We start from the raw sequence: 22,789 nt of genomic DNA, 5'->3' as shown, positions 1-22,789 counted from the left end.
AAGGTGACGAGTGGGCGTCGAGATCAGAGTCGAGGGGCTGACCAAGTCCTTCGGCCGCCAGGTCATCTGGCAGGACGTGTCGCTGAGCATCCCCGCAGGAGAGATCTCCGTCCTGCTGGGCCCCTCCGGCACGGGCAAGTCGGTCTTCCTGAAGTCGCTGGTGGGCCTGCTGAAGCCCGACCGCGGCCACATCTACATCGGCGACCGCGACCTGCCCTACCTCCCGGAGCACCAGCTCTACGAGACCCGCAAGCTGTTCGGCGTGCTCTTCCAGGACGGCGCGCTCTTCGGGTCGATGAACCTCTTCGACAACATCGCCTTCCCGCTGCGCGAGCACACCCGCAAGAGCGAGTCCGAGATCAAGCGGATCGTGCTCGAGAAGATGGACCTGGTCGGCCTGATGGGCGCCGAGGGCAAGCTGCCCGGCGAGATCTCCGGTGGCATGAAGAAGCGCGCCGGGCTCGCCCGCGCGCTCGTGCTCGACCCGGAGATTCTGCTGGTGGACGAGCCGGACTCCGGCCTCGACCCGGTCCGCACCGCCTTCCTGAACCAGGTGTTCATCGACCTGAACGCGCAGCTCGACTGCACGTTCCTGATCGTCACCCACGACATCAACACCGCGCGCACGGTGCCGGACAACATCGGCCTGCTGTACCAGCGGCACCTGGCCATGTTCGGTCCCCGCGAGATGCTGCTGTCGAGCGAGGAGCCGGTCGTCCGGCAGTTCCTCAACGCCAGCAAGGTCGGCCCGATCGGCATGTCGGAGGAGAAGGACGCCTCCGAGCTGGAGGCCGAGGCCAAGATGGGCCTCGACTCCGGCAAGCTGCCGCCGATCCCGCCGCAGCAGATGCCCAGCAACGGGCTGGTCCGGCGCGGCCAGCACGCGCCCGGCGCCTGGTGCGCGGCGCACGGCGTCACCCCGCCGCCCGGCTCGTTCATCGACGAGCTCGGCCGCAACTGGGTGGACGAGTGGCCGCGCTATGTCGCGTCGATGCAGGCCGGTCAGGGCGCGGGCGCGCCCGGCGGCCCGGCGTTCCCGCCCCCCGCACCCGGACCGGGCGGTGCCGCGTACTGATGACGACCGACGGCTTCACCCCGGGGGGCATCGGGGGATCGTCCCCCTCGGGTAGTTCAACCCCCCGGCGCACGCGGCGCGCCGGGGGAGGCGGCGGCGGTGCCGCGCTCCGCAAGATCTCCGACGGCGCGGTGAACGTCGCCGTCAAGGAACCGGGCCGGTTCTTCGCCCTCTGCCTGGACACCCTCCGCGCGATCTTCAAGTGGCCGTTCCAGTGGCGCGAGTTCATCGAGCAGTCCTGGTTCATCGTCAGCGTGACGGTCGTGCCGACGATGCTGGTCGCGATCCCGTTCGGCGGCATCCTGTCGTTGCAGGTCGGCGGGCTGATCCGGCAGCTCGGCGCGCAGTCCTACACCGGCGCGACGGCGGTGGTCGCGATCGTCCGCGAGGCCAGCCCGCTGGTGACCTCGCTGCTGGTCGCGGGCGCGGCCGGGTCGGCGATGTGCGCCGACATCGGCTCGCGGAAGATCCGTGAGGAAATCGACGCGATGGAGGTGCTGGGCATCAACCCGCTGCACCGCCTGGTCGTCCCGCGCATGTTCGCCTGCGCGTTCATCGCGCTGTTCCTCAACGGCCTGGTGTCGGTCGTCGGCCTGGTCGGCGGCTACGTGTTCAACGTGATGCTGCAGAACGGCACGCCGGGCGCGTACTTGGCGTCGTTCAACGCCATCGCGCAGCTGCCCGACCTGCTCCAGGCCGAGTTCAAGGCGTTCGTGTTCGGCATCACCGCCGGGCTCGTCGCGGCCTACAAGGGCCTGAACGCCAAGGGCGGCCCGAAGGGCGTCGGCGACGCGGTCAACCAGACCGTCGTCATCACCTTCATGCTGCTGTTCGTGGAGAACTTCATCATCTCCACGCTGTACTTCCAGTTCGTCCCGTCGAAGGGCATGTGAGCATGGCCGCCCAAGGAAGGACGGGAAGGGCCGTCAGGACCGCCGTCAACGCGCCGCTGTCGCGGCTGGACGACTTCGGCCACCAGATGTCGTTCTACGTCCGGGCGTTCGCCTGGACGTTCCGGGTGCTGCGCCGCTACCGCACCGAGGTGCTGCGGCTGCTCGCCGAGGTGTCGCTCGGCACCGGGGGCCTCGCCGTGATCGGCGGCTCGGTGGTGATCGTCGGGTTCATGACGTTCTTCACCGGATCGCAGGTCGGCCTGCAGGGCTTCAACTCGCTGAACACGATCGGCGTCTCGGCCTTCACCGGATTCGTCGCCTCCTACTTCAACACCCGCGAGATCGCGCCGCTCGTGTCGGCGCTGGCGCTGTCGGCTACGGTCGGCTGCGGGTTCACCGCCCAGCTCGGCGCGATGCGGATCTCCGACGAGATCGACGCGCTGGAGGTCATGGCGGTCCCGTCGATGCCGTTCCTGGTGACCACCCGCATGATCGCGGGGATGGTCGCGGTGATCCCGCTGTACGTGGTGGGCCTGCTGGCGTCCTACGGCGCGACCCGGATCGTGGTCACGCTGTTCTACGGGCAGTCGACCGGCACCTACGACCACTACTTCCATCTGTTCCTGCCACCGAACGACATCCTGTGGTCGTTCGGCAAGGTCATCATCTTCTCGGTGCTGGTGATGCTCATCCACTGCTACTACGGCTACAACGCCAGCGGTGGCCCCGCGGGCGTCGGCGTCGCGGTCGGCCGTGCGGTGCGCACCAGCATCGTGGTGATCAACGTGGCCGACCTGCTGCTCGGCATGGCCATCTGGGGTTCCAACATGAACGTCCGGATCGCGGGGTGACCGGGCGATGACCACCCCCGCCACCCCCGCCCCCGCGCCGGGCGCCCCCCGGCGCACCGGCCTCAGCCAGCGCATGCGCTACCGGCTGCTCGGCCTGTCGATGATCGTCGTGATCATCCTGCTGTGCGTGCTCACCGTCGGCTTCTACGAGAAGGCCTTCACGCCCGTCCTGAAGGTGCGGGTGGAGGGCGCGCGCGCCGGTCTGCAGCTGCTCCCGCACTCGGACGTGAAGGTCCGCGGCCTGATCGTCGGCGAGGTGCGCGGATCGCACGCCACGGCGAACGGCGCGACCCTCGACCTGGCGCTCGACCCGGACAAGGCCAAGCTCATCCCGGACAACGTCCAGGCGCGGCTGCTGCCGAAGACGCTGTTCGGCGAGAAGTACGTCGACCTGGAGATCCCCGCGCAGCCCGGCCCGTTCGGGCTGAAGCGCGGCCAGGTGATCCAGCAGGACAGGTCGCAGGCCGCGGTCGAGATCGACCAGGTGCTCGACAAGCTGCTGCCGCTACTCCAGGCCGTCCGGCCGGAGAAGCTGAACACGACGCTGAACGCGCTGGCCACGGCGCTCCAGGGCCGCGGCGACCAGATCGGCCGCGACCTGGAGGAGGCCGACTCCCTGCTCGGCAAGGTCAACCCGCAGCTCGGCACGCTCGTGCACGACCTGAACGGGCTGGCGGCGACGTCCGACGTCTACGCGGACGCGACGCCCGACCTCATGCAGGCGCTGCGCAACCTCAACGTCACCAGCAAGACGATCACCGACAAGCAGCAGCAGATCGAGGACCTGATCCCGATGGTCACCGGGTTCGCCAAGGACGGCACCCGGTTCATGCAGGACAACGGGCCGAAGATCATCGGCGTGAACGCGGCCAGCCGCCCCGGTCTCGAGCTGCTGTCCTACTACTCGCCGTCGCTGTCGTGCGTGTTCGACACGCTGGAGAAGATCAAGCCCGAGCTGGAGCGGGTCGGCGGCGGCAACGGCTCGACCACCTTCAACCTCACGATCGAGATCGTGAAGCCGCGCCCGGCGTACAAGTACCCGCTCGACCTCCCCGAGGCCAAGGACCGGCGCGGCCCCCGCTGCTACAACCTGCCGAACCCGAAGGTCCCCTTCCCCGACTACCTCGCGCGGGACGGAACAGAGGACGACCTGTGGTGGAAGAACCCCGACCCCGCCAACGGCTCCACCACCGGCGGAGCCGGCGGGCGCGGCCGGGCCGTGTCGGACGTCTTCGTGGACCCGGGTTCGATGACTGAGAAGGACAAGATCAAGAGCATCGTCGGGCCGGCCACCCACACCCCCGCGGACCAGGTCACCGACGCCGTCCAGCTGTGGTGGGGCCCGCTCATGCAGGGATCGGTGGTGACCGTCCGATGAGAGGCAGGACGCTCTCCGCCGGCATCAAGCTGGTGATCTTCGTGGTGCTCACCTCGCTGGCCACCGGCGTGCTGGCGATGACGATCAGCAACCTGCGGTTCGCCGACACGCGCAGCTACAAGGCGCTGTTCACCGACGTCACCGGGCTGCTCGACAAGGACGACGTGCGCGTCGCGGGCGTCCGGGTCGGCCAGGTCGAGAAGATCAGGCTGACGAAGGACAACCAGGCCGAGGTCACCTTCTCGGTGGAGAAGGGCGGCGTGTTCGCGGCCGGGCTGCCCTCGTCCACGCAGGTGAACGTCCGGTACCGCAACCTCATGGGGCAGCGCTACCTCTCGCTGACCGAGGGGCCGGGGAACGTCGGGCAGATGCTCCGTCCGGGCGGAACGATCCCGGCGGCGCAGACGCACCCGGCGCTCGACCTGACCGTCCTGTTCAACGGGTTCCGGCCGCTGTTCAAGGCGCTGGAGCCGCAGGAGGTCAACAAGCTGGCGTTCGAGATCGTGCAGACCCTCCAGGGCGAGGGCGGCACGGTGAACAGCCTGCTCACCCATGTCGCGTCGCTGACGAACACGCTCGCCGACCGGGACAAGGTCATCGGCGACGTGATCACGAACCTGAACAGCGTGCTCGGCACGATCGACGAGCGGCACCAGCAGGTGGAGCGCATCGTGGGCGACCTGCGCTCGCTGGTCAGCGGGCTCGCGAACGACCGGGAGGCGATCTTCCAGTCGGTGGACGCGATCAACGGCCTCACCGGCACCACCGCCGACCTGCTGAAGGACGCGCGGCCCGACCTGAAGGACGACATCGCGGGGCTGCGCCGGCTGGCCACCACGTTCGACCAGAACCAGGACGCGCTGAACACGCTGTTCCAGCGCAGTCCGCTGCGGCTGCAGCGGATGGTGAACATCTCGTCCTACGGCTCGTGGTTCAACATGTACATCTGCGGCCTCGACGCGCGGGTGCGGCTGCCGGGCGGTCCGGTCTACCAGACCCCGGCGATCGTGAACGAGAACGCGAGGTGCAAGTAGATGAGGATCCCGTTCCGGGAGCGCAACCCGGTCCCCATCGGGCTCACCGCGTTCGCCGTGATCATCGTCGCGCTGGTCGTCGCGATGAACCTGGAGAGCATCCCGTTCGTCGCGGGCGGCACGACCCACACCGCCTCGTTCGCCGAGGCCGCCGGGCTGAAGCCGGACGAGGAGGTGCGGATCGCGGGCGTCAAGGTCGGCAAGGTCGAGGCGCTGTCGCTCCAGGGCGACCACGTCAAGGTCACCTTCCGGGTGAACGACGGGGTCCGGCTGGGCGACCAGACCCGCGCCGAGATCAAGATCAAGACGCTGCTCGGCTCGCACTTCCTGGCGCTCGACCCGCGCGGCTCGGGCCGGCTCGGCAGGAACATCCCGATCGAGCGGACGGCCACGCCGTTCGAGGTCGTCCCGGCGATCAGCCAGCTCAGCCAGCAGATCAGCCAGATCGACTACGCGCAGGTCGCCAAGTCGTTCAACGTCCTGTCCGACACGTTCAAGAACTCCGGGCCCGAGGTCCGGGCCTCGCTCGACGGGCTCAAGCGGCTGTCCAACACCGTCGCCTCGCGCGACGACCAGCTGCACGAGCTGGCCGGCAAGGCCAAGGACGTGTCGCAGATCCTCGCCGACCGCAACCAGGACTTCGCCAAGCTCATCCAGGACGGCGACAAGGTGCTGGCGGCGGTGCAGGCGCGGCGGACGGTGATCCACCAGCTGCTGGTGAACACCGTGGCGCTGTCGGAGCAGGTGAACGCCCTGATCCGGGAGAACCAGGCGCAGGTCAAGCCGATGCTCGACAACCTCGGCCGGGTGACCGCGCTGCTCGTCCGCAACCAGGACAACCTGGACAAGATCATCAAGTTGTTCACCCCGTACGCGCGGCAGTTCTCCGACGTCACGGGCACCGGGCGCTGGTTCGACAGCTACATCCAGAACCTGCTCCCGATTCCGGCGTCCATCAAGAACCCGCCGTCCGGAACCGGTCGGCAGGGCACCGGCCAGACCGGCAACGGCCAGCCGGGCAACGGCCAGCCGGGCGGCGGCAAGAACAACCCGCTGCCGTTCCTCCCGTGATCGCGACCAGGCAGGTACACCGTGCGTAACTCAGGACTGATCCTCCGCATCGGCGGGGCGGTACTCGCCCTCGCCGTCGTGGCGGCCGCGGTCGTGCTGCTGCTGCGCGAGCCGAAGCAGAAGCACGTGACGGCGTACTTCACCCGCAGCGTCGGCCTCTACAAGGGTGCCGACGTGCGGATCCTCGGCATCCCGGTCGGCAAGGTGACCAAGGTCCAGCCGGTCGGGCCGTCGGTGAAGGTCGAGATGACCTACGACGCCAAGTACAAGGTGCCGAGCGACGCCTTCGCGGTCATCGTCAACCAGACGCTGGTCGCCGACCGGTACGTCCAGCTCACCCCCGTCTACAAGGGCGGCGCGACGCTGCCCGACCGGACGACCCTGACCACCGCCCGCACCCAGGTGCCGGTCGAGGTGGACGAGGTCGGCTCCAGCCTGAGCGACCTCAGCAAGGCGCTCGGGCCGCAGGGCGCCAACAAGGACGGCGCGCTGTCCCGGCTGCTCCAGACCGGCGCCGACACCCTCCAGGGCACCGGCGACGACATCAACTCCACCATCCACGACTCGTCCAAGGCGCTGAGCACGCTCAGCCAGGACCGCGAGGACGTGGCCAAGACGATCGCCAACCTCAGGGTGATCACCGACACGCTGCGCGAGAACGACGGCCAGGTGCAGTCCCTGGCCGGGCACCTGAACTCGGTGTCCGGGCAGCTCGCGGGGGAGAAGGACGACCTCACCGCCGCGCTGCGCACGCTCGGCCCGACGCTGCGCAACGTCCAGCAGTTCGTGAAGCAGAACCGGGACGGGCTGTCCACCAACGTCCGGCAGCTCGCGCAGGTCACCGGCACCCTGGTCAAGGAGAAGGACTCCTTCGCCGAGCTGCTCGCGGTCGCGCCGCTGGCCATCAACAACCTGGCCCGCGCCTACGACCCGATCAGCGGCACCATCCACAACCGGGCCGACCTGCGCCAGTTCCACGACCTGGCCGACTGGGTGTGCTCGCTGGCCTACTCGGTCGGCACGCCGCCCAAGCAGTGCCTGGACTTCGTCCGCCCCTACAACGGCATCGGCAAGGCCCTCACCGGCCTCAGCCTCGACCTGTCCTGGATCACGGCGCTGACCACGCACTACGACCCGGTCCCGATCCCGCCGGACGCCTACGGCCCCGGCGAGGAGCGCCCCGACCCCAAGACCAAGGCGAAGAACGCCTCGGCCAAGGGCAAGACCGGGCAGCCGTCCACGAAGAAGCGCGACTTCACCGCCCTGCTGCCGGGAGGTACCCGATGACCCGCCGGTCGTTCCGGACGCCGGTCCGGCTGGGCGCGATCGCGCTCGCGGCCGCGGCGGCGCTGTCGGGCTGCTCCTTCCGCGGCGTCGACTCGATCCCGCTGCCCGGCGGACCGGACCTCGGCTCCCACCCGCGGACGGTCAAGGTCGAGTTCGGCAACGTGCTCGACCTCGTCCCGCAGTCGGTGGTCAAGGTCAACGACGTCTCGGTGGGCAAGGTCGACAAGATCCAGCTCGGCGGCGGGCAGGAGGGCTGGCACGCGCTGGTCACGCTCAAGGTCCGCTCGGACGTGAAGCTGCCCGAGAACGCCTACGCCCGGATCGGCCAGACCTCCCTGCTCGGCGAGAAGTTCGTCGAGCTGGACGAGCCGCCCGTCGGCGAGCCCGCCCGCGGGGAGCTGACCAGCGGCGCGGTGATCCCGCTGTCGCGCACCACCCGCTCGACGGAGATCGAGGAGGTGCTCTCGGCCATGTCGCTGCTGCTCAACGGCGGCGGGCTGGAGCAGGTCACCACGATCACCCGGGAGCTGAACGCGGCGATGAGCGGCCGCGAGTCCACGATCCGCTCGGTGCTGCAGCGGATCAACACCTTCGTCGGGACGCTGGACCGGAACCGTCCGGCGATCACCAAGGCGCTGGACTCGCTGGACCGGCTCACCACCAAGCTGGCCGCCGAGCGCAAGACGATCAAGGCGACCATCGACACCACCGGCCCGGCGATCACCGTGCTGAAGGAGAACCGGGCCGACCTCACCGAGATGCTGGTCGCGCTGGACAAGCTCAGCCGCACGACCACCAGCGTGGTGACCCAGTCGCGCGACGACCTGCTCGCCAACCTGAAGGCGCTCGACCCGCTGCTGCGCAACCTGAACAAGGCGGGCGACAACCTGCCGCGCAACCTGGAGACGCTGCTGAGCTACCCGTTCGCGCCGACGTTCGGCAACGTCATCCGCGGCGACTACGGCAACGTCCGGCTGACGCTCGACCTGGACTTCCAGAACATCGCCCACAACCTGCTGGGCGGCACCGACTTGGAGGGACTGGCGGGCGGCCAGCAGATGCGCTCGATGCTGAAGGTCCCGAACGTGACGCTGCCGCGCACGCCGCTCGGCATCCTGCCGCAGATGCCGTCCAGCGGCGGCCTGCCCGGGCTCGGCGGCACCGGCGGCACCGGCACCGGTGGAACTGGCGGCGGGGGCCAGGGCGGGCAGGGCGGCAAGCCCAAGCCCAAGGCCCTCGAAGGCCCGAACGACCTGCACACGCTGATGACCGGGGGGCTCTCGTGATCCTGAAGCGCGGCGTCAAGATCCAGCTCATCGCGTTCGCCCTGATCACGATCATCGGCATCACGATCGTGTCGGTGAACTACATCGGCTTCGGCAAGAAGGCGCTGGGCCAGCAGTACGTGGCCTACGTGGACCTGAGCGACTCCGGCGGCGTGTTCACCAACGCCGAGGTCACCTACCGGGGCGTTCCGGTCGGACGCGTCGGGCCGATCCAGCTCACCCAGGACGGCATCAAGGTCAAGCTGCTGCTCGACAAGAAGCACCGCATCCCGCGCGAGGGCACGTCCGCCATCGTCGCGAACCGGTCGGCGGTCGGCGAGCAGTACATCGACCTGGAGCCGAGCCGCGACAGCGGTCCCTACCTCGACCAGGGCAAGCCGTACACGATCCCGCGCCAGCTGACGAAGATCCCGGTGTCCACCGCGGAGCTGCTGCGCAACGTCGACCAGCTCGTCGGGTCCGTCGACCCGAAGAACCTCGGCACGATCGTGGACGAGCTGGACAAGGCGTTCTCCGGCACCTCCACCGACCTGCAGAAGATCCTGGACGACACCGACCGGATCCTGAAGACGGCGAACAAGGCCTACCCGGACACCAAGGCCCTGCTCGACAACAGCCGCGTCGTCCTCGACACGCAGGCCGCCGAGGGCGCGAACATCCGCGGCTTCGCCGCCAACCTGAAGGACCTGACCGCCACCCTCCGGGACAACGACGCCGCGATCCGCGACGACATCGCCGCCGCCCCCGGCGCGATCACCCAGGCGGACGGCACCATCAAGGACCTCGCGCCCACCCTGCCGGTGCTGCTGGCCAACCTGACCACCACCGGGCAGATCATCGCCGCCCGCCGGGCCGGGCTGCGGTCCCTGATGATCCTCTACCCGGTGACGCTGGCCGGCGTGTTCACCGTCATGCCGGGCGACGGCACCCAGCACCTCGGCCTCGCCCTCAACATCGACTCGCCGCCCCCCTGCACCACGGGCTACGAGAAGACCCCGCACCGCTGGCCCCAGGACACCCGCGACCGGATGCCCGACCTGAACACCGGCTGCAAGGCGCCGCACAACTCGCCCTCGGACGTGCGCGGCGCCCGGAACTTCCCGAAGTCGGCGCTGGAGCCCGTCCCGCAGGTTCCGCCTGGCGCGACCGACGGCGCGGGCTTCCCCGCCGCAGGAAAGTCGTCCGACGCGGCGGGCGAGTCGGGCAAGGACGGCGGCAAGGCGACCGCCGCCGGCGGCTCCGCGCCGAGCCCGATGGGCCGGCTCACGGGCATCAACGTTCCGACGTCCGGGACGGTCGAACTGGCCGGGTACGATCCATCGACCGGTGTGGTCTACGGGCCCGACGGCCGCCGTTACGGCATCGGCAACACCGGCGGACAGCAGCGCCTCCTCGGGGACGCCTCCTGGAAGATGCTCCTGCTCGGCCCCCTGATGGGCGGGAAGTGACCGCCCGGCGCGGGCCGGGAGCAAACCCCCTCAACGCGACAAAGGAGACGACGCTATGAAGTACGGCGCGACCGACGCGGTCGACGCCGCGGCGTCGCGGGGCGGGGGCGGCGCGACGATCGCCGCCATCGTCCTGGGCGTGCTGGCGGCCGCCCTCGCGGTGGCGACGGTGATCGTCGGCGTCCAGTACTGGACGGCCAGGGACCACTCGGAGGACCGCAGGACCGTCCTCCAGTCGGCCCGGCAGACCGGCGTGAACCTCGCCAGCATCGACTACAAGAACGTCCAGCAGGGCATCGAGCGGGTCACCAGCGGGATGACCGGCGACATCAAGAACCAGTGGGCCACCCAGGCCAAGCAGATCGCCGACATCGCCACCAAGTCCCAGTCCACCTCGTCGGTCCAGCAGGTCCGCGCGGGCATCGTGTCCATGGAGGGGAACTCGGCCGAGGTGATCGTCTCGATCACCGCGACGACGACCAGCCCGAAGGTGCCGAACGGCCAGCCGCGCTACTACCGGTTCGCGATGGACATGTCCAAGGTCAAGGGCAAGTGGCTCGTGTCGAAGATGGGGATGGTCCCGTGACGACCGACATCAACGCCGAGGAGCGGGCCCGCCGGGCCCAGGAGGCGAAGCTCAAGGCCGAGATCGCGCGGCGGATGGCCGAGGAGGCCGCCCGAGAGGCCGAGGAGGCCGAGCGCGCGGCGGAGCAAGCCGCCAACGCCGGTGAAGGGTCGGAAACGCCGGAGAAGCCCGCTGAGGGCCGTACGGACGCACTTTCCGAACCCGCCGCGGAAGAAGCGGACGCCGGCGCGACCCCGGACACGGACGCCGAGCGCGCCGAGGACGCCCCGACGGACTCCGATGTCGAGACCGATGCGGTCACCGAGACGGACTCCGCCACCGACGCGGATGCGAAGTCGGACGCGGATGCGGACGGCGACCCAGGTGCGGCCGACATCGACGCCGGCGCCGAGGCCGACGCGAAGAGCGTGAAGACGGCGAAGCTCGTCGCCGAGACCAAAGCCGAGACCAAAGCCGAGACCAAAGCCGAGACCAAAGCCGAGACCAAAGCCGAGACCGCTTCCGAGACGGTCGCCGACGACCCGACGTCCGCCGAGGACGACACCGGCGACACCGACGACACCGACGACGACGCCGAGCCCGCGGGGAAGCGGAAGAGGCGGAAGCGGAAGCGTCAGGCCGCGCTGGTGGCCGAGAGCGTGGACGCCACCGAGGACGAGCTCCCGGCGGCTGGGAAGTCCGGCCGCAAGCGCGGGTTCCTGAGGTCGGTCACGCCGACCGTCTGGGGCCTCGCGGCGGCGTGCGTGCTGCTCACGGCGGCCCTGGTCGGCTTCCTGATCGGCAAGTCGAACATCCCGGGCGGCGACAAGGACACCAAGCAGGTCCAGTTCGCGGCGACCCGGGCGGCCGAGGACATCTCGTCCTACGACTACCGGACGATCGACGCGGACCTGAAGCGCGCCGCCGCGCACACCACCGGCAACTTCAGGACCCAGTTCGACCAGCAGATCGCGCAGGTCCGGAGCAGCGCCCAGCAGCAGCAGGCGGTGGTCGAGGGGCAGGCCGTGAAGACGGCGGTGGAGAGCGTGGACGGCGACAAGGCGATCGCCCTCGTCTACCTCGACCAGACCACCGCCAAGCAGGCCACCGCCTCGCGCACGCCGAACCAGTACACGCTCCGCATGGTCATGAAGAAGGTCAAGGGCCAGTGGATGGTCTCGGACCTCCAGATGCTCTAGCGCGACCCTTGAGGACGGCCCCCGAGAAGGCCCCGAGGACGGCGCTGAAGCGACGCTGGGAGCAGCGCTGAGCGGCGTCTGCGACCGGGCCGTAACCGAGGTGCCGGACGGCCCGTAATCGGGCTCTCCGGAGCCGCTCACAAGTCGAGCGACCACCCCCCGCGGGGTGGTCGCTCGTCGCGTTTCGGCACGCCGTCGCGGCGCGCTTCGAGGACCGGCCCGGAGGGGCTCTAAACTATGGCCTTCCTCACTGCAGGTCAGAGCCCGAAAAGTCCAAGTGCGCTCTTGACTAGTCGGGCGTGAGGAGCGATGCTCGCAGGCGACTGTGATGCATACTGCGGCGCTGGAGTTGCGAGCGGTGTGGTTGTCGACTACACTGCCCCTTTGCGCTGCCCTCTGACTATCCACGTGCGAGAGCACTCCTGCCCTGGTCCGTTTTGGACCTTATCGTGCCGGTCTCGCATCTGGATCGTCTGGCGTGCGTGTCGTCAGTTACGCCGCGAGCCCTCGGAAGGACCACTCTTGGCAGCCTCGCGCAACGCCTCGAATACCGCAACCGGTCCGAACCGCGTCTCCTTCGCGCGCATCAAGGAGCCGCTCGAAGTCCCGGACCTCCTTGCCCTTCAGACCAACTCCTTTGACTGGCTGCTGGGCAACGAGAGGTGGAAGGCCCGGGTCGAGGCGGCCCAGAAGGCCGGAAGCAAGAGCGTCCCGACCCAGTCGGGCCTCGAAGAGATCTTCGAAGAGATCAGTCCCATCGAGGACTTCTCCGGGACCATGTCCCTCTCGTTCCGGGACCACCGGTTCGAGCCGCCCAAGTACTCCGCCGAGGAGTGCAAGGACAAGGACATGACCTTCTCCGCCCCCATGTTCGTCACGGCGGAGTTCATCAACAACACCACCGGTGAGATCAAGAGCCAGACGGTGTTCATGGGCGACTTCCCGCTCATGACCTCCAAGGGCACCTTCATCATCAACGGCACCGAGCGGGTCGTGGTGTCCCAGCTCGTGCGTTCGCCCGGCGTCTACTTCGACCGCGCGCTCGACAAGGCCAGCGACAAGGACATCTACGGCTGCCGGGTGATCCCCAGCCGCGGTGCCTGGCTGGAGTTCGAGATCGACAAGCGCGACAACGTCGGTGTGCGCATCGACCGCAAGCGCAAGCAGCCCGTCACGGTCCTGCTGAAGGCGCTGGGCTGGGACGAGGCGCGCATCCGCGAGCGCTTCGGCTCCTACGAGTCGATCAACATCACCCTGGAGAAGGACCACACCTCCGGCCAGGACGACGCGCTGCTGGACATCTACCGCAAGCTGCGTCCGGGCGAGCCGCCGACGAAGGAGTCGGCGCAGACCCTGCTGGAGAACCTCTACTTCAACCCCAAGCGCTACGACCTGGCCAAGGTCGGCCGCTACAAGGTCAACAAGAAGCTCGGGCTGGAGCTGGAGACCAACCAGGGCACGCTGACCGAGGACGACATCGTCGCGACGATCGAGTACCTCGTCCGCCTGCACGCGGGTGAGGAGGAGGCGTCGGTCGGCGGCGCCGCCGTGCCGATCGAGGTCGACGACATCGACCACTTCGGCAACCGCCGCCTGCGCACCGTCGGCGAGCTGATCCAGAACCAGGTCCGGCTGGGCCTGGCGCGCATGGAGCGGGTCGTCCGGGAGCGCATGACCACCCAGGACGTCGAGGCGATCACGCCGCAGACGCTGATCAACATCCGGCCGGTCGTCGCCTCCATCAAGGAGTTCTTCGGCACCAGCCAGCTGTCCCAGTTCATGGACCAGACCAACCCGCTCGCGGGCCTGACCCACAAGCGCCGCCTGAACGCGCTGGGTCCGGGCGGTCTGTCCCGTGAGCGGGCCGGCATGGAGGTCCGCGACGTCCACCCGTCGCACTACGGCCGCGCCTGCCCGATCGAGACGCCGGAAGGCCCGAACATCGGCCTGATCGGCTCGCTCGCCGCGTTCGGCCGGGTGAACCCGTTCGGGTTCGTCGAGACGCCGTACCGCAAGGTCGTCGACGGCCGGGTCACCGACCAGGTCGACTACCTCACCGCCGACGAGGAGGACCGCTTCGTCGTCGCCCAGGCGAACTCCGCGCTGGACGACGAGGGCAACCTCACCGAGTCGCAGGTGCTGGTCCGCAAGAAGGGCGGCGAGATCGAGCTGATCCCGCCGCACGAGGTCCAGTACATGGACGTCTCGGCGCGCCAGATGACCTCGGTCGCGACCGCGATGATCCCGTTCCTGGAGCACGACGACGCCAACCGCGCGCTGATGGGCTCCAACATGCAGCGCCAGTCGGTGCCGCTGCTGCGCAGCGAGGCCCCGCTGGTCGGCACGGGCATGGAGTACCGGGCCGCGGTCGACGCCGGTGACGTCATCGTCGCCGAGAAGGCCGGCGTGGTCGAGGAGGTCTCCGCCGACTACGTGACCGTCATGAACGACGACGGCACCCGCACCACCTACCGGATCGCCAAGTTCAAGCGGTCCAACCAGGGCACCTGCTTCAACCAGAAGCCGATCGTGTTCGAGGGCCAGCGGGTCGAGGAGGGGCAGGTCGTCGCCGACGGCCCGTGCACCGACACCGGCGAGATGGCGCTCGGCAAGAACCTGCTCGTGGCGTACATGCCGTGGGAGGGCCACAACTACGAGGACGCGATCATCCTGTCGCAGCGCCTCGTGCAGGACGACGTCCTGTCCTCGATCCACATCGAGGAGCACGAGGTCGACGCCCGCGACACCAAGCTCGGCCCCGAGGAGATCACCCGGGACATCCCGAACGTCTCCGAGGAGGTCCTGGCGGACCTGGACGAGCGCGGCATCATCCGCATCGGCGCGGACGTCGTGCCCGGCGACATCCTGGTCGGCAAGGTCACCCCGAAGGGCGAGACCGAGCTGACCCCGGAGGAGCGGCTGCTGCGCGCGATCTTCGGTGAGAAGGCGCGCGAGGTCCGCGACACCTCGCTGAAGGTGCCGCACGGCGAGCAGGGCAAGGTCATCGGCGTCCGGGTGTTCTCCCGCGACGAGGGCGACGAGCTCCCGCCCGGTGTGAACGAGCTGGTCCGCGTCTACGTGGCGCAGAAGCGCAAGATCACCGACGGCGACAAGCTGGCCGGCCGGCACGGCAACAAGGGCGTCATCTCCAAGGTGCTGCCCGTCGAGGACATGCCGTTCCTGGAGGACGGCACGCCCGTCGACATCGTGCTGAACCCGCTCGGCGTCCCCGGCCGCATGAACGTCGGCCAGGTCCTGGAGTCCCACCTCGGCTGGGTCGCCAGCCAGGGCTGGAAGGTCGAGGGCGACGACGCGGAGTGGAAGCGCGAGCTCAAGGCGATCGGCGCCGACCAGGCCGAGCCGTGGACCCGTGCCGCCACCCCGGTGTTCGACGGCGCCCGCGAGGACGACGTCACCGGCCTGATCTCCTCCACCCTGCCCAACCGGGACGGCAAGCGCATGGTCGGCCCGGGCGGCAAGGCGAAGCTGTTCGACGGCCGCACCGGCGAGCCGTACCGCGACCCGATCGCGGTCGGCTACACCTACATCCTGAAGCTGCTGCACCTGGTGGACGACAAGATCCACGCGCGGTCCACCGGCCCGTACTCGATGATCACCCAGCAGCCGCTGGGCGGTAAGGCGCAGTTCGGCGGCCAGCGCTTCGGCGAGATGGAGGTGTGGGCGCTGGAGGCGTACGGCGCCGCCTACGCCCTGCAGGAGCTGCTCACCATCAAGTCCGACGACGTCCTCGGCCGCGTGAAGGTGTACGAGGCCATCGTCAAGGGCGAGAACATCCCCGAGCCCGGCATCCCCGAGTCCTTCAAGGTCCTCATCAAGGAGATGCAGTCGCTGTGCCTCAACGTCGAGGTGCTGTCCAGCGACGGCATGTCCATCGAGATGCGGGACACGGACGAGGACGTCTTCCGCGCCGCGGAGGAGCTCGGCATCGACCTCTCCCGTCGCCCCAATGAGGGCGCGATGAGCGTCGACGAGGTCTGATCAACTCAAGGGGAACAAAGTTGCTTGACGTCAACTTCTTCGACGAGCTTCGCATCGGCCTCGCGACCGCCGACGACATCCGCCAGTGGTCGCACGGCGAGGTGAAGAAGCCGGAGACCATCAACTACCGGACCCTCAAGCCGGAGAAGGACGGGCTCTTCTGCGAGAAGATCTTCGGTCCGACCCGGGACTGGGAGTGCTACTGCGGCAAGTACAAGCGCGTCCGGTTCAAGGGCATCATCTGTGAGCGCTGCGGCGTCGAGGTGACGCGTGCCAAGGTGCGCCGCGAGCGGATGGGCCACATCGAGCTGGCCGCTCCGGTCACGCACATCTGGTACTTCAAGGGCGTGCCGTCCCGGCTGGGCTACCTGCTGGACCTGGCGCCCAAGGACCTCGAGAAGATCATCTACTTCGCGGCCTACATGATCACCAGCGTGGACGCGGAGCGGCGCGACCGCGACCTGCCCACGCTGGAGGCGCACATCTCGGTCGAGCGCCAGCAGATCGAGCAGGCCCGCGACGCGCAGGTCGAGGCCCGCCAGCAGAAGCTGGAGTCCGACCTGGCGGAGCTGGAGGAGGCCGGGGCCAAGGCCGACCAGAAGCGCAAGGTGCGCGACAGCGCCGAGCGCGAGATGAAGCAGCTGCGCGACCGCGCCCAGCGCGAGCTGGACCGGCTCGACGAGGTGTGGAACCGCTTCAAGAACCTCAAGGTCCAGGACCTGGAGGGCGACGAGCTGCTCTACCGCGAGATGCGCGACCGCTTCGGCAAGTACTTCGAGGGCGGCATGGGCGCCGCGGCCATCCAGGCCCGGCTCCAGAACTTCGACCTCGACGCCGAGGCGGAGAAGCTGCGCGAGATCATCCGCACCGGCAAGGGCCAGAAGAAGGCCCGCGCCCTCAAGCGGCTGAAGGTCGTCTCGGCGTTCCTGAACACCCGCAACAGCCCGCTCGGCATGGTGCTGGACTGCATTCCGGTCATCCCGCCGGACCTGCGTCCCATGGTCCAGCTGGACGGCGGCCGCTTCGCGACCTCCGACCTGAACGACCTGTACCGCCGCGTGATCAACCGGAACAACCGGCTCAAGCGTCTGCTCGACCTCGGCGCGCCCGAGATCATCGTGAACAACGAGAAGCGGATGCTCCAGGAGGCCGTGGACGCGCTGTTCGACAACGGCCGGCGCGGCCGTCCGGTCACGGGTCCGGGCAACCGTCCGCTGAAGTCCCTCAGCGACATGCTGAAGGGCAAGCAGGGCCGGTTCCGCCAGAACCTGCTGGGCAAGCGCGTCGACTACTCCGGCCGTTCGGTCATCGTCGTCGGCCCGCAGCTGCGCCTGCACCAGTGCGGCCTGCCCAAGCAGATGGCGCTGGAGCTGTTCAAGCCGTTCGTCATGAAGCGGCTGGTCGACCTGAACCACGCGCAGAACATCAAGTCCGCCAAGCGGATGGTCGAGCGCGCCAAGTCGGTCGTGTGGGACGTCCTCGAAGAGGTCATCACCGAGCACCCGGTCCTGCTGAACCGGGCGCCGACCCTGCACCGCCTCGGCATCCAGGCGTTCGAGCCGCAGTTGGTCGAGGGCAAGGCCATCCAGATCCACCCGCTGGTCTGCACGGCGTTCAACGCCGACTTCGACGGCGACCAGATGGCGGTGCACCTGCCGCTGTCCGCCGAGGCGCAGGCCGAGGCGCGGATCCTGATGCTGTCCACCAACAACATCCTGAAGCCGTCGGACGGCAAGCCCGTCACCATGCCCACCCAGGACATGGTCATCGGCCTGTACTGGCTGACGACGCAGAAGGACGGCGCGGTCGGCGAGGGCCGGGCGTTCGGCTCGATCGCCGAGGCGATCATGGCCTACGACCGGGGCGAGCTCGACCTGCAGGCCAAGGTGCAGCTCCGCTTCAAGGACGTCCCGCCGCCGCGCGACTGGGTCGCCCCGGAGGGCTACGAGCCGGGCCAGCCGTACCGGCTGGAGACCACGCTCGGCCGCGCGCTGTTCAACGAGACGCTGCCCGCGGACTTCCCGTTCGTGGACGCCGAGATCGGCAAGAAGCAGCTGTCGGCGATCGTGAACGAGCTGGCCGAGTCGTACCCGAAGGTCGAGGTCGCCGACGCGCTGGACGCCCTCAAGAGCACCGGTTTCCACTGGGCCACCCGGTCCGGCGTGACCATCTCCATCGAGGACGTCGTCACGCCGCCGAACAAGGGCGCCATCCTGGCCGAGCACGAGCGTGACGACGCCAAGGTGCAGCGCGAGTACAACCGCGGCCTGATCACCGACGAGGAGCGCAAGCAGGAGCTCATCGGGATCTGGAACAAGGCCACGGCCGAGGTCGCCGCCGACATGGAGAAGGCGTTCCCGAAGGAGAACCCGATCTGGATGATGATCCAGTCGGGCGCCCGCGGCAACCCGCTCCAGCTGCGGCAGATCGCCGGCATGCGCGGCCTGGTGTCGAACCCGAAGGGCGAGACGATCCCGCGTCCGATCAAGTCGTCCTTCCGCGAGGGCCTGTCGGTCGTCGAGTACTTCATCTCGACGCACGGCGCCCGCAAGGGCCTGGCCGACACCGCGCTGCGGACCGCCGACTCGGGTTACCTGACCCGCCGTCTGGTGGACGTCGCGCAGGACGTCATCGTCCGGGAGATCGACTGCGGCACCGACCGCACGATCGCCTTCCGGGTCGCCGACCGCGCCGCGGACGGCAGCCTGACCAAGCCGGTCCAGTCCGAGACCAGCCTGGTCGGCCGGACGATCGCCGAGGACGTCGTGGTCGACGGGACGGTCATCGTCCCGGCCGACACCGACCTGTCCGACACGGTGATCAACCGCCTGGTCGAGGCCGGCGTGGAGGAGGTGCGGACCCGGTCCGCGCTCGTCTGCGAGGCCAAGATCGGTGTCTGCGCCGCGTGCTACGGCCGCTCGCTCGCCACCGGCAAGCGGGTGGACGTCGGCGAGGCCGTCGGCATCATCGCCGCCCAGTCCATCGGTGAGCCCGGTACGCAGCTGACCATGCGCACCTTCCACACCGGTGGCGTCGCGGGTGGCGACATCACCCACGGTCTGCCGCGTGTCCAGGAGCTCTTCGAGGCCCGCATCCCCAAGGGTGTGGCCCCGATCTCCGAGGTCGCCGGCCGGATCAAGATCGACGAGACCGAGAAGACCCGGAAGATCGTCGTGGTGCCGGACGACGGCACCGACGAGATCGCCTACCAGGTCCCGATGCGGGCCCGCCTCGCCGACGGCGTCTTCGAGGGCGCCCACGTCGAGGTCGGCCAGCAGCTCATCGTCGGCGCGCAGAACCCGCACGAGGTGCTGCGCATCCTCGGCCCGCGCGCGGTCCAGCTCCACCTGGTCCACGAGGTCCAGGAGGTGTACCGGTCGCAGGGTGTGTCGATCCACGACAAGCACATCGAGATCATCGTCCGCCAGATGCTGAAGCGGGTGAACATCCTCGAGTCGGGCGACACCGAGCTGCTGCCGGGCGACCTGGTCGAGCGGCCGATGTTCGAGGAGACCAACCGTTCGGTGGTCGCCGAGGGCGGCAAGCCCGCGGCGGGCCGTCCGGTCCTCATGGGCATCACCAAGGCCTCGCTCGCGACCGAGTCGTGGCTGTCGGCGGCGTCCTTCCAGGAGACGACCCGGGTGCTCACCGAGGCGGCCATGCACGCCAAGAGCGACCCGCTGCTCGGCCTCAAGGAGAACGTCATCATCGGTAAGCTCATCCCGGCCGGTACGGGCATGCCGCAGTACCGCAACGTCCGGGTCGAGCCGACCGAGGAGGCGAAGGCCGCGGTCTACTCCGTCGGTTCCTACGACGACGGCGCGGACTACTCGTTCGGCCAGGGCTCCGGCGAGGCCGTCCCGCTGGAGGAGTACGACTTCGGTCAGTACAACCGCTGAGCGGTAGCAAGTCGGTGAAAGGCCCCCGCCTCGGCGGGGGCCTTTTCCTGTTGCGGGGGATTTCGGGACGGGGCGCGTCCCGTCCGGATGTTCGATATTCGGGCGGGTGCGGCGCGGTGGTTTCGGGTGGGAAGGGACGCCGTGGCCTGGAACGGACCGACCTGCCGGGGCGTCGAACGGACGGTGGTGATTTGCGATCGCCCCGGAGCACGGGGCAGGCTTGAGCCGATGAGTCACATCGTGAGGACCACCCTCACGTGGGAATATCCGCCCGAAGGAGCCTGACGATGACCGACAACGACGGCGCGCAGGGACCGCAGTGGCCGTCGCCCCGGGACGAGGAGAAGCCCGAGGGCGCGGAGGGCCGGGCGGCCGGTTCCCGTGAGGAGTCCGGGGGCGCCGAGCCGCCCGCGCGGCCGATGGGCGACCGCACGGTCGTCTTCGGCGCGCCGCAGCTCGGCGGTGCCGGGAGCGCCGGTCCCGCCGTGCCGCAGCCCGCCGAGCGGCCCGAATCCGAGGCTCCGGTGGAGCCCGCGCGGCCCACGCCGCCGCCCGCCCCGCCCACGATGATCGAGGCGATTCCGCAGGTCGGCCAGCAGCCGCCCGTCCCGCCGCACGAGCCGCAGGGTGCACCCGGCGGCTTCGGCACGCCCCCCGCCGACCAGGGCGGTTTCGGGGCGTCCCCGGCGCCGGCTGCGCCGCCCGCGCAGCCGGGGGAGCGGCAGCAGTACGGGCAGCAGCCCTACGGCGACCAGCCCAGCACGCCGCAGCCTTACGGGCAGCAGCCGCACGAGCAGCAGGGCTTCGGCGGACAGCCCCGCGAGCAGCAGGGTTTCGGCGGGGCGCAGCACGAGCAGCAGGGTTTCGGTGCGCAGTCGCACGACCCGTACGGGCAGGCTCCCGGCGCGCCGCAGGGATTCGGCGGCCAGCAGCAGGCGGGCGAGTCCGCCTACCCGCAGCAGCCGTTCGGCCAGCAGCCCGAGCCCGGCCAGTTCGACCAGGGCCAGTACGGGCAGCCGCAGCAGCAGGCCCAGCCGCCGTTCGGTGCCCCGCAGGACCAGTTCGGCCCGCCGCAGGGCTCCGCCTACCCGCCGCCGGTCGAGCCGTTCGCGCCGCCCGCCGAGCCGAAGGCGCCCGCGGCCGAGCCGGGCACGCCCGCGCAGGGCGGCGAGGAGCGGACGCTCATCGTCCCCGGTCCCGCCGCGACCCCGGCTCCGGCCGCCGAGCCGGAGCGGCAGGGCCCCAAGGTGGACGACCAGGCCACCGTCGCGTGGTCGCCCGGCCCGGACGTCCCGGTGGCGTCCGGTCCGGAGCGCCGTCCGGCCGAGCCCTGGCAGGCCCCGGCCACGCCGGAGACCCCCGAGCCGTGGGCGAGCCCGCAGCCCGGCGGTCAGCAGCAGGGGCAGCAGCAGGGCCGGCACGGCAAGCAGGGTGGGGACGACGAGCGGACCATGATGGTCCCGCCGCCGGCGCCGAGCCTCGGCACTCCCGTCGCGGGCCACGACCCGTCCGGCGGGTTCGGCGGCGACCGCGCGCAGGCCGAGGACGGCAAGCCGACCCAGGCGTTCGACCCGTCCGCGCACGGCCAGCAGCCCGGCGGCCAGCAGCCGGGCCAGCACGGGCAGCACGCCCAGCACGGTCAGCAGGCCGAGGGCCTGGGCGACGCGACCCGGATGGACGTCGGCCGCCAGTGGGGCGCGCCCGCCCAGGAGGACCAGGGCGGCTACGGCCAGCAGCAGCCGTTCGGCGGCCAGCCCGGGGGTTACGGTCAGCAGCAGCCCGGCCAGCCGAATTACGGTCAGCCGGCTCAGCAGCAGGGCCAGCAACACTACGGCCAGCAGGATCAAGGCCAGGGGCAGTACGGCCAGCAGGAACAGGGGCAGGCCCAGTACGGGCAGCAGGACCAAGGCCAGTACGGACAGCACGCCCAGCAGGGGCAGGGCCAGTACGGCCAGCAAGCCGCGCCCTACGGCCAGGCGCAGGGCCAGTTCGGCGGGCAGCCCGGGCAGCAGCACGGGCAGCAGCAGTACGGCCAGCCCGCTCAGGGCGGCGAGCCGTACCCCGGTTACCAGCAGGCGTCCGGGCAGCAGGACGGCGGCCAGAGCAACAAGCGGCTCTGGTACATCGTCGGCGGCGTCGCCGTCGTGGTGGTCGTCCTCGTCGTGGTGATCGTCGCCCTCAAGCTCTGACCCGCCGCCCTCCGGCCCGGACCGGCGACCATCGGATCGTCCGCCCGGGCCGGACGGCAGGCAGGCCGGCCCGCGAGGCCGCGAGGCTGCGACGGGAAGCGCGCCGGGCGGCGACACGCAAAATGCCGGGCAGGGTTCCTTGACCCGGGGGCGGGTCGTCCGGGACGGTGGACGGAGCACCGACGGGATTTGTGTCACACGTCGGGAACAACCCGTCGGCGTTCGGCCGTTGTGACTACGGGAAGATGGCCCGCAGGGGCGTCGCGAGCTTGCGCCGGAGGGTCCCCTCGCGATAGTGGACCGTTCGCTTTGACCTTTCGCGTAGTGGTCGGTAACCTCTCTGCTTGTGCCCGCTGTGTGCGGGCCAATCTGCGTGCGCGCCGGCAGGTCCCTGCGATTTGACAGGGCGGCCCAGCGCCGCAGCAAACTCCCCGGCTTGTTTCGGCCCATCACGTGGGCCGGGCGGTCTCGTGTCGGATCACGACCATCCTTGGATGTGCAGGATGCGACACGCCCGACCGCGTGGGTCGGAGAGGTCGGGAAACCGGCAGGTCACAGCCTCAAACGAGGTGGTGATGACGGGCCCCACACCGGAGGGGCCCAGGCAGAACAAGA

The 22,789-nt window shown here is 69.7% G+C and carries 14 protein-coding genes; all 14 read left to right on the top strand.

What is annotated here, in order from left to right; all coding sequences use genetic code 11:
- Positions 1–10 precede the first annotated feature (10 nt).
- The 14 genes from ACFPCY_RS40740 to ACFPCY_RS40675 all read left to right on the top strand — a co-directional run bounded on the left by ACFPCY_RS40740 (position 11) and on the right by ACFPCY_RS40675 (position 22,174).
- Entirely contained in the window at positions 11–1,075 is a 1,065-nt protein-coding gene (locus ACFPCY_RS40740) for an ABC transporter ATP-binding protein (protein ID WP_378264836.1), read from the top strand.
- Entirely contained in the window at positions 1,075–1,968 is an 894-nt protein-coding gene (locus ACFPCY_RS40735; RefSeq protein ID WP_378264834.1) for an MlaE family ABC transporter permease, read from the top strand. The genes ACFPCY_RS40740 and ACFPCY_RS40735 overlap by 1 nt, the downstream gene beginning before the upstream one ends.
- A gap of 2 nt (positions 1,969–1,970) precedes the next feature.
- Positions 1,971–2,819 carry an MlaE family ABC transporter permease gene (locus ACFPCY_RS40730; RefSeq protein WP_378264832.1) on the top strand — a complete coding sequence of 283 codons (849 nt, stop codon included), beginning with the start codon at positions 1,971–1,973 and terminating at the stop codon, positions 2,817–2,819.
- A gap of 7 nt (positions 2,820–2,826) precedes the next feature.
- Positions 2,827–4,197, top strand: coding sequence for an MCE family protein (locus tag ACFPCY_RS40725; RefSeq protein WP_378264830.1), 1,371 nt, complete (start codon positions 2,827–2,829; stop codon positions 4,195–4,197).
- Positions 4,194–5,231, top strand: coding sequence for an MCE family protein (locus ACFPCY_RS40720; RefSeq protein ID WP_378264828.1), 1,038 nt, complete (start codon positions 4,194–4,196; stop codon positions 5,229–5,231). The genes ACFPCY_RS40725 and ACFPCY_RS40720 overlap by 4 nt, the downstream gene beginning before the upstream one ends.
- A complete protein-coding gene (locus ACFPCY_RS40715) occupies positions 5,232–6,302 on the top strand; it encodes an MCE family protein (RefSeq protein ID WP_378264826.1) in 1,071 nt (356 codons plus the stop codon). It begins immediately after the preceding gene.
- A 21-nt stretch (positions 6,303–6,323) separates the two neighbouring features.
- Positions 6,324–7,589 (top strand): MCE family protein, encoded by a 1,266-nt coding sequence (locus tag ACFPCY_RS40710; RefSeq protein WP_378264824.1) that lies wholly within the window; start codon positions 6,324–6,326, stop codon positions 7,587–7,589.
- Positions 7,586–8,875 (top strand): MCE family protein, encoded by a 1,290-nt coding sequence (locus ACFPCY_RS40705; protein WP_378264822.1) that lies wholly within the window; start codon positions 7,586–7,588, stop codon positions 8,873–8,875. Before ACFPCY_RS40710 ends, ACFPCY_RS40705 begins: the two co-directional genes overlap by 4 nt.
- Entirely contained in the window at positions 8,872–10,323 is a 1,452-nt protein-coding gene (locus tag ACFPCY_RS40700; protein ID WP_378264820.1) for an MCE family protein, read from the top strand. Before ACFPCY_RS40705 ends, ACFPCY_RS40700 begins: the two co-directional genes overlap by 4 nt.
- Before the next feature lie 55 nt (positions 10,324–10,378).
- The gene (locus ACFPCY_RS40695; protein ID WP_378264818.1) at positions 10,379–10,909 is read left to right on the top strand and encodes a hypothetical protein; all 531 of its coding nucleotides are present in this window, start codon (positions 10,379–10,381) and stop codon (positions 10,907–10,909) included.
- A complete protein-coding gene (locus ACFPCY_RS40690) occupies positions 10,906–12,087 on the top strand; it encodes a hypothetical protein (protein WP_378264816.1) in 1,182 nt (393 codons plus the stop codon). The genes ACFPCY_RS40695 and ACFPCY_RS40690 overlap by 4 nt, the downstream gene beginning before the upstream one ends.
- A 522-nt stretch (positions 12,088–12,609) precedes the next feature.
- Positions 12,610–16,086, top strand: a complete 3,477-nt coding sequence (gene rpoB / locus ACFPCY_RS40685) for a DNA-directed RNA polymerase subunit beta (RefSeq protein ID WP_378264814.1) — start codon at positions 12,610–12,612, stop codon at positions 16,084–16,086.
- Positions 16,087–16,106: 20 nt separating this feature from the next.
- Positions 16,107–19,985 carry a DNA-directed RNA polymerase subunit beta' gene (locus tag ACFPCY_RS40680; RefSeq protein WP_378264812.1) on the top strand — a complete coding sequence of 1,293 codons (3,879 nt, stop codon included), beginning with the start codon at positions 16,107–16,109 and terminating at the stop codon, positions 19,983–19,985.
- 287 nt (positions 19,986–20,272) lie between these two features.
- Positions 20,273–22,174, top strand: a complete 1,902-nt coding sequence (locus ACFPCY_RS40675; protein ID WP_378264810.1) for a hypothetical protein — start codon at positions 20,273–20,275, stop codon at positions 22,172–22,174.
- Positions 22,175–22,789 lie beyond the last annotated feature (615 nt).

This window comes from Actinomadura gamaensis (assembly GCF_042652125.1).
Classification (GTDB): Bacteria; Actinomycetota; Actinomycetes; order Streptosporangiales; family Streptosporangiaceae; genus Spirillospora; species Spirillospora gamaensis.
Note: the sequence above shows the minus strand (reverse complement) of the source record. Positions and strands in the feature narration are given on the sequence as shown.

Excerpts from the sequence above, each read along its gene's own strand:
- ACFPCY_RS40735 (WP_378264834.1), top strand. The coding sequence starts at position 1,075 with ATGACGACCGACGGCTTCACCCCGGGGGGCATCGGGGGATCGTCCCCC.
- ACFPCY_RS40730 (WP_378264832.1), top strand. The coding sequence starts at position 1,971 with ATGGCCGCCCAAGGAAGGACGGGAAGGGCCGTCAGGACCGCCGTCAAC.
- ACFPCY_RS40725 (WP_378264830.1), top strand. The coding sequence starts at position 2,827 with ATGACCACCCCCGCCACCCCCGCCCCCGCGCCGGGCGCCCCCCGGCGC.
- ACFPCY_RS40720 (WP_378264828.1), top strand. The coding sequence starts at position 4,194 with ATGAGAGGCAGGACGCTCTCCGCCGGCATCAAGCTGGTGATCTTCGTG.
- ACFPCY_RS40715 (WP_378264826.1), top strand. The coding sequence starts at position 5,232 with ATGAGGATCCCGTTCCGGGAGCGCAACCCGGTCCCCATCGGGCTCACC.
- ACFPCY_RS40705 (WP_378264822.1), top strand. The coding sequence starts at position 7,586 with ATGACCCGCCGGTCGTTCCGGACGCCGGTCCGGCTGGGCGCGATCGCG.
- ACFPCY_RS40695 (WP_378264818.1), top strand. The coding sequence starts at position 10,379 with ATGAAGTACGGCGCGACCGACGCGGTCGACGCCGCGGCGTCGCGGGGC.
- ACFPCY_RS40675 (WP_378264810.1), top strand. The coding sequence starts at position 20,273 with ATGACCGACAACGACGGCGCGCAGGGACCGCAGTGGCCGTCGCCCCGG.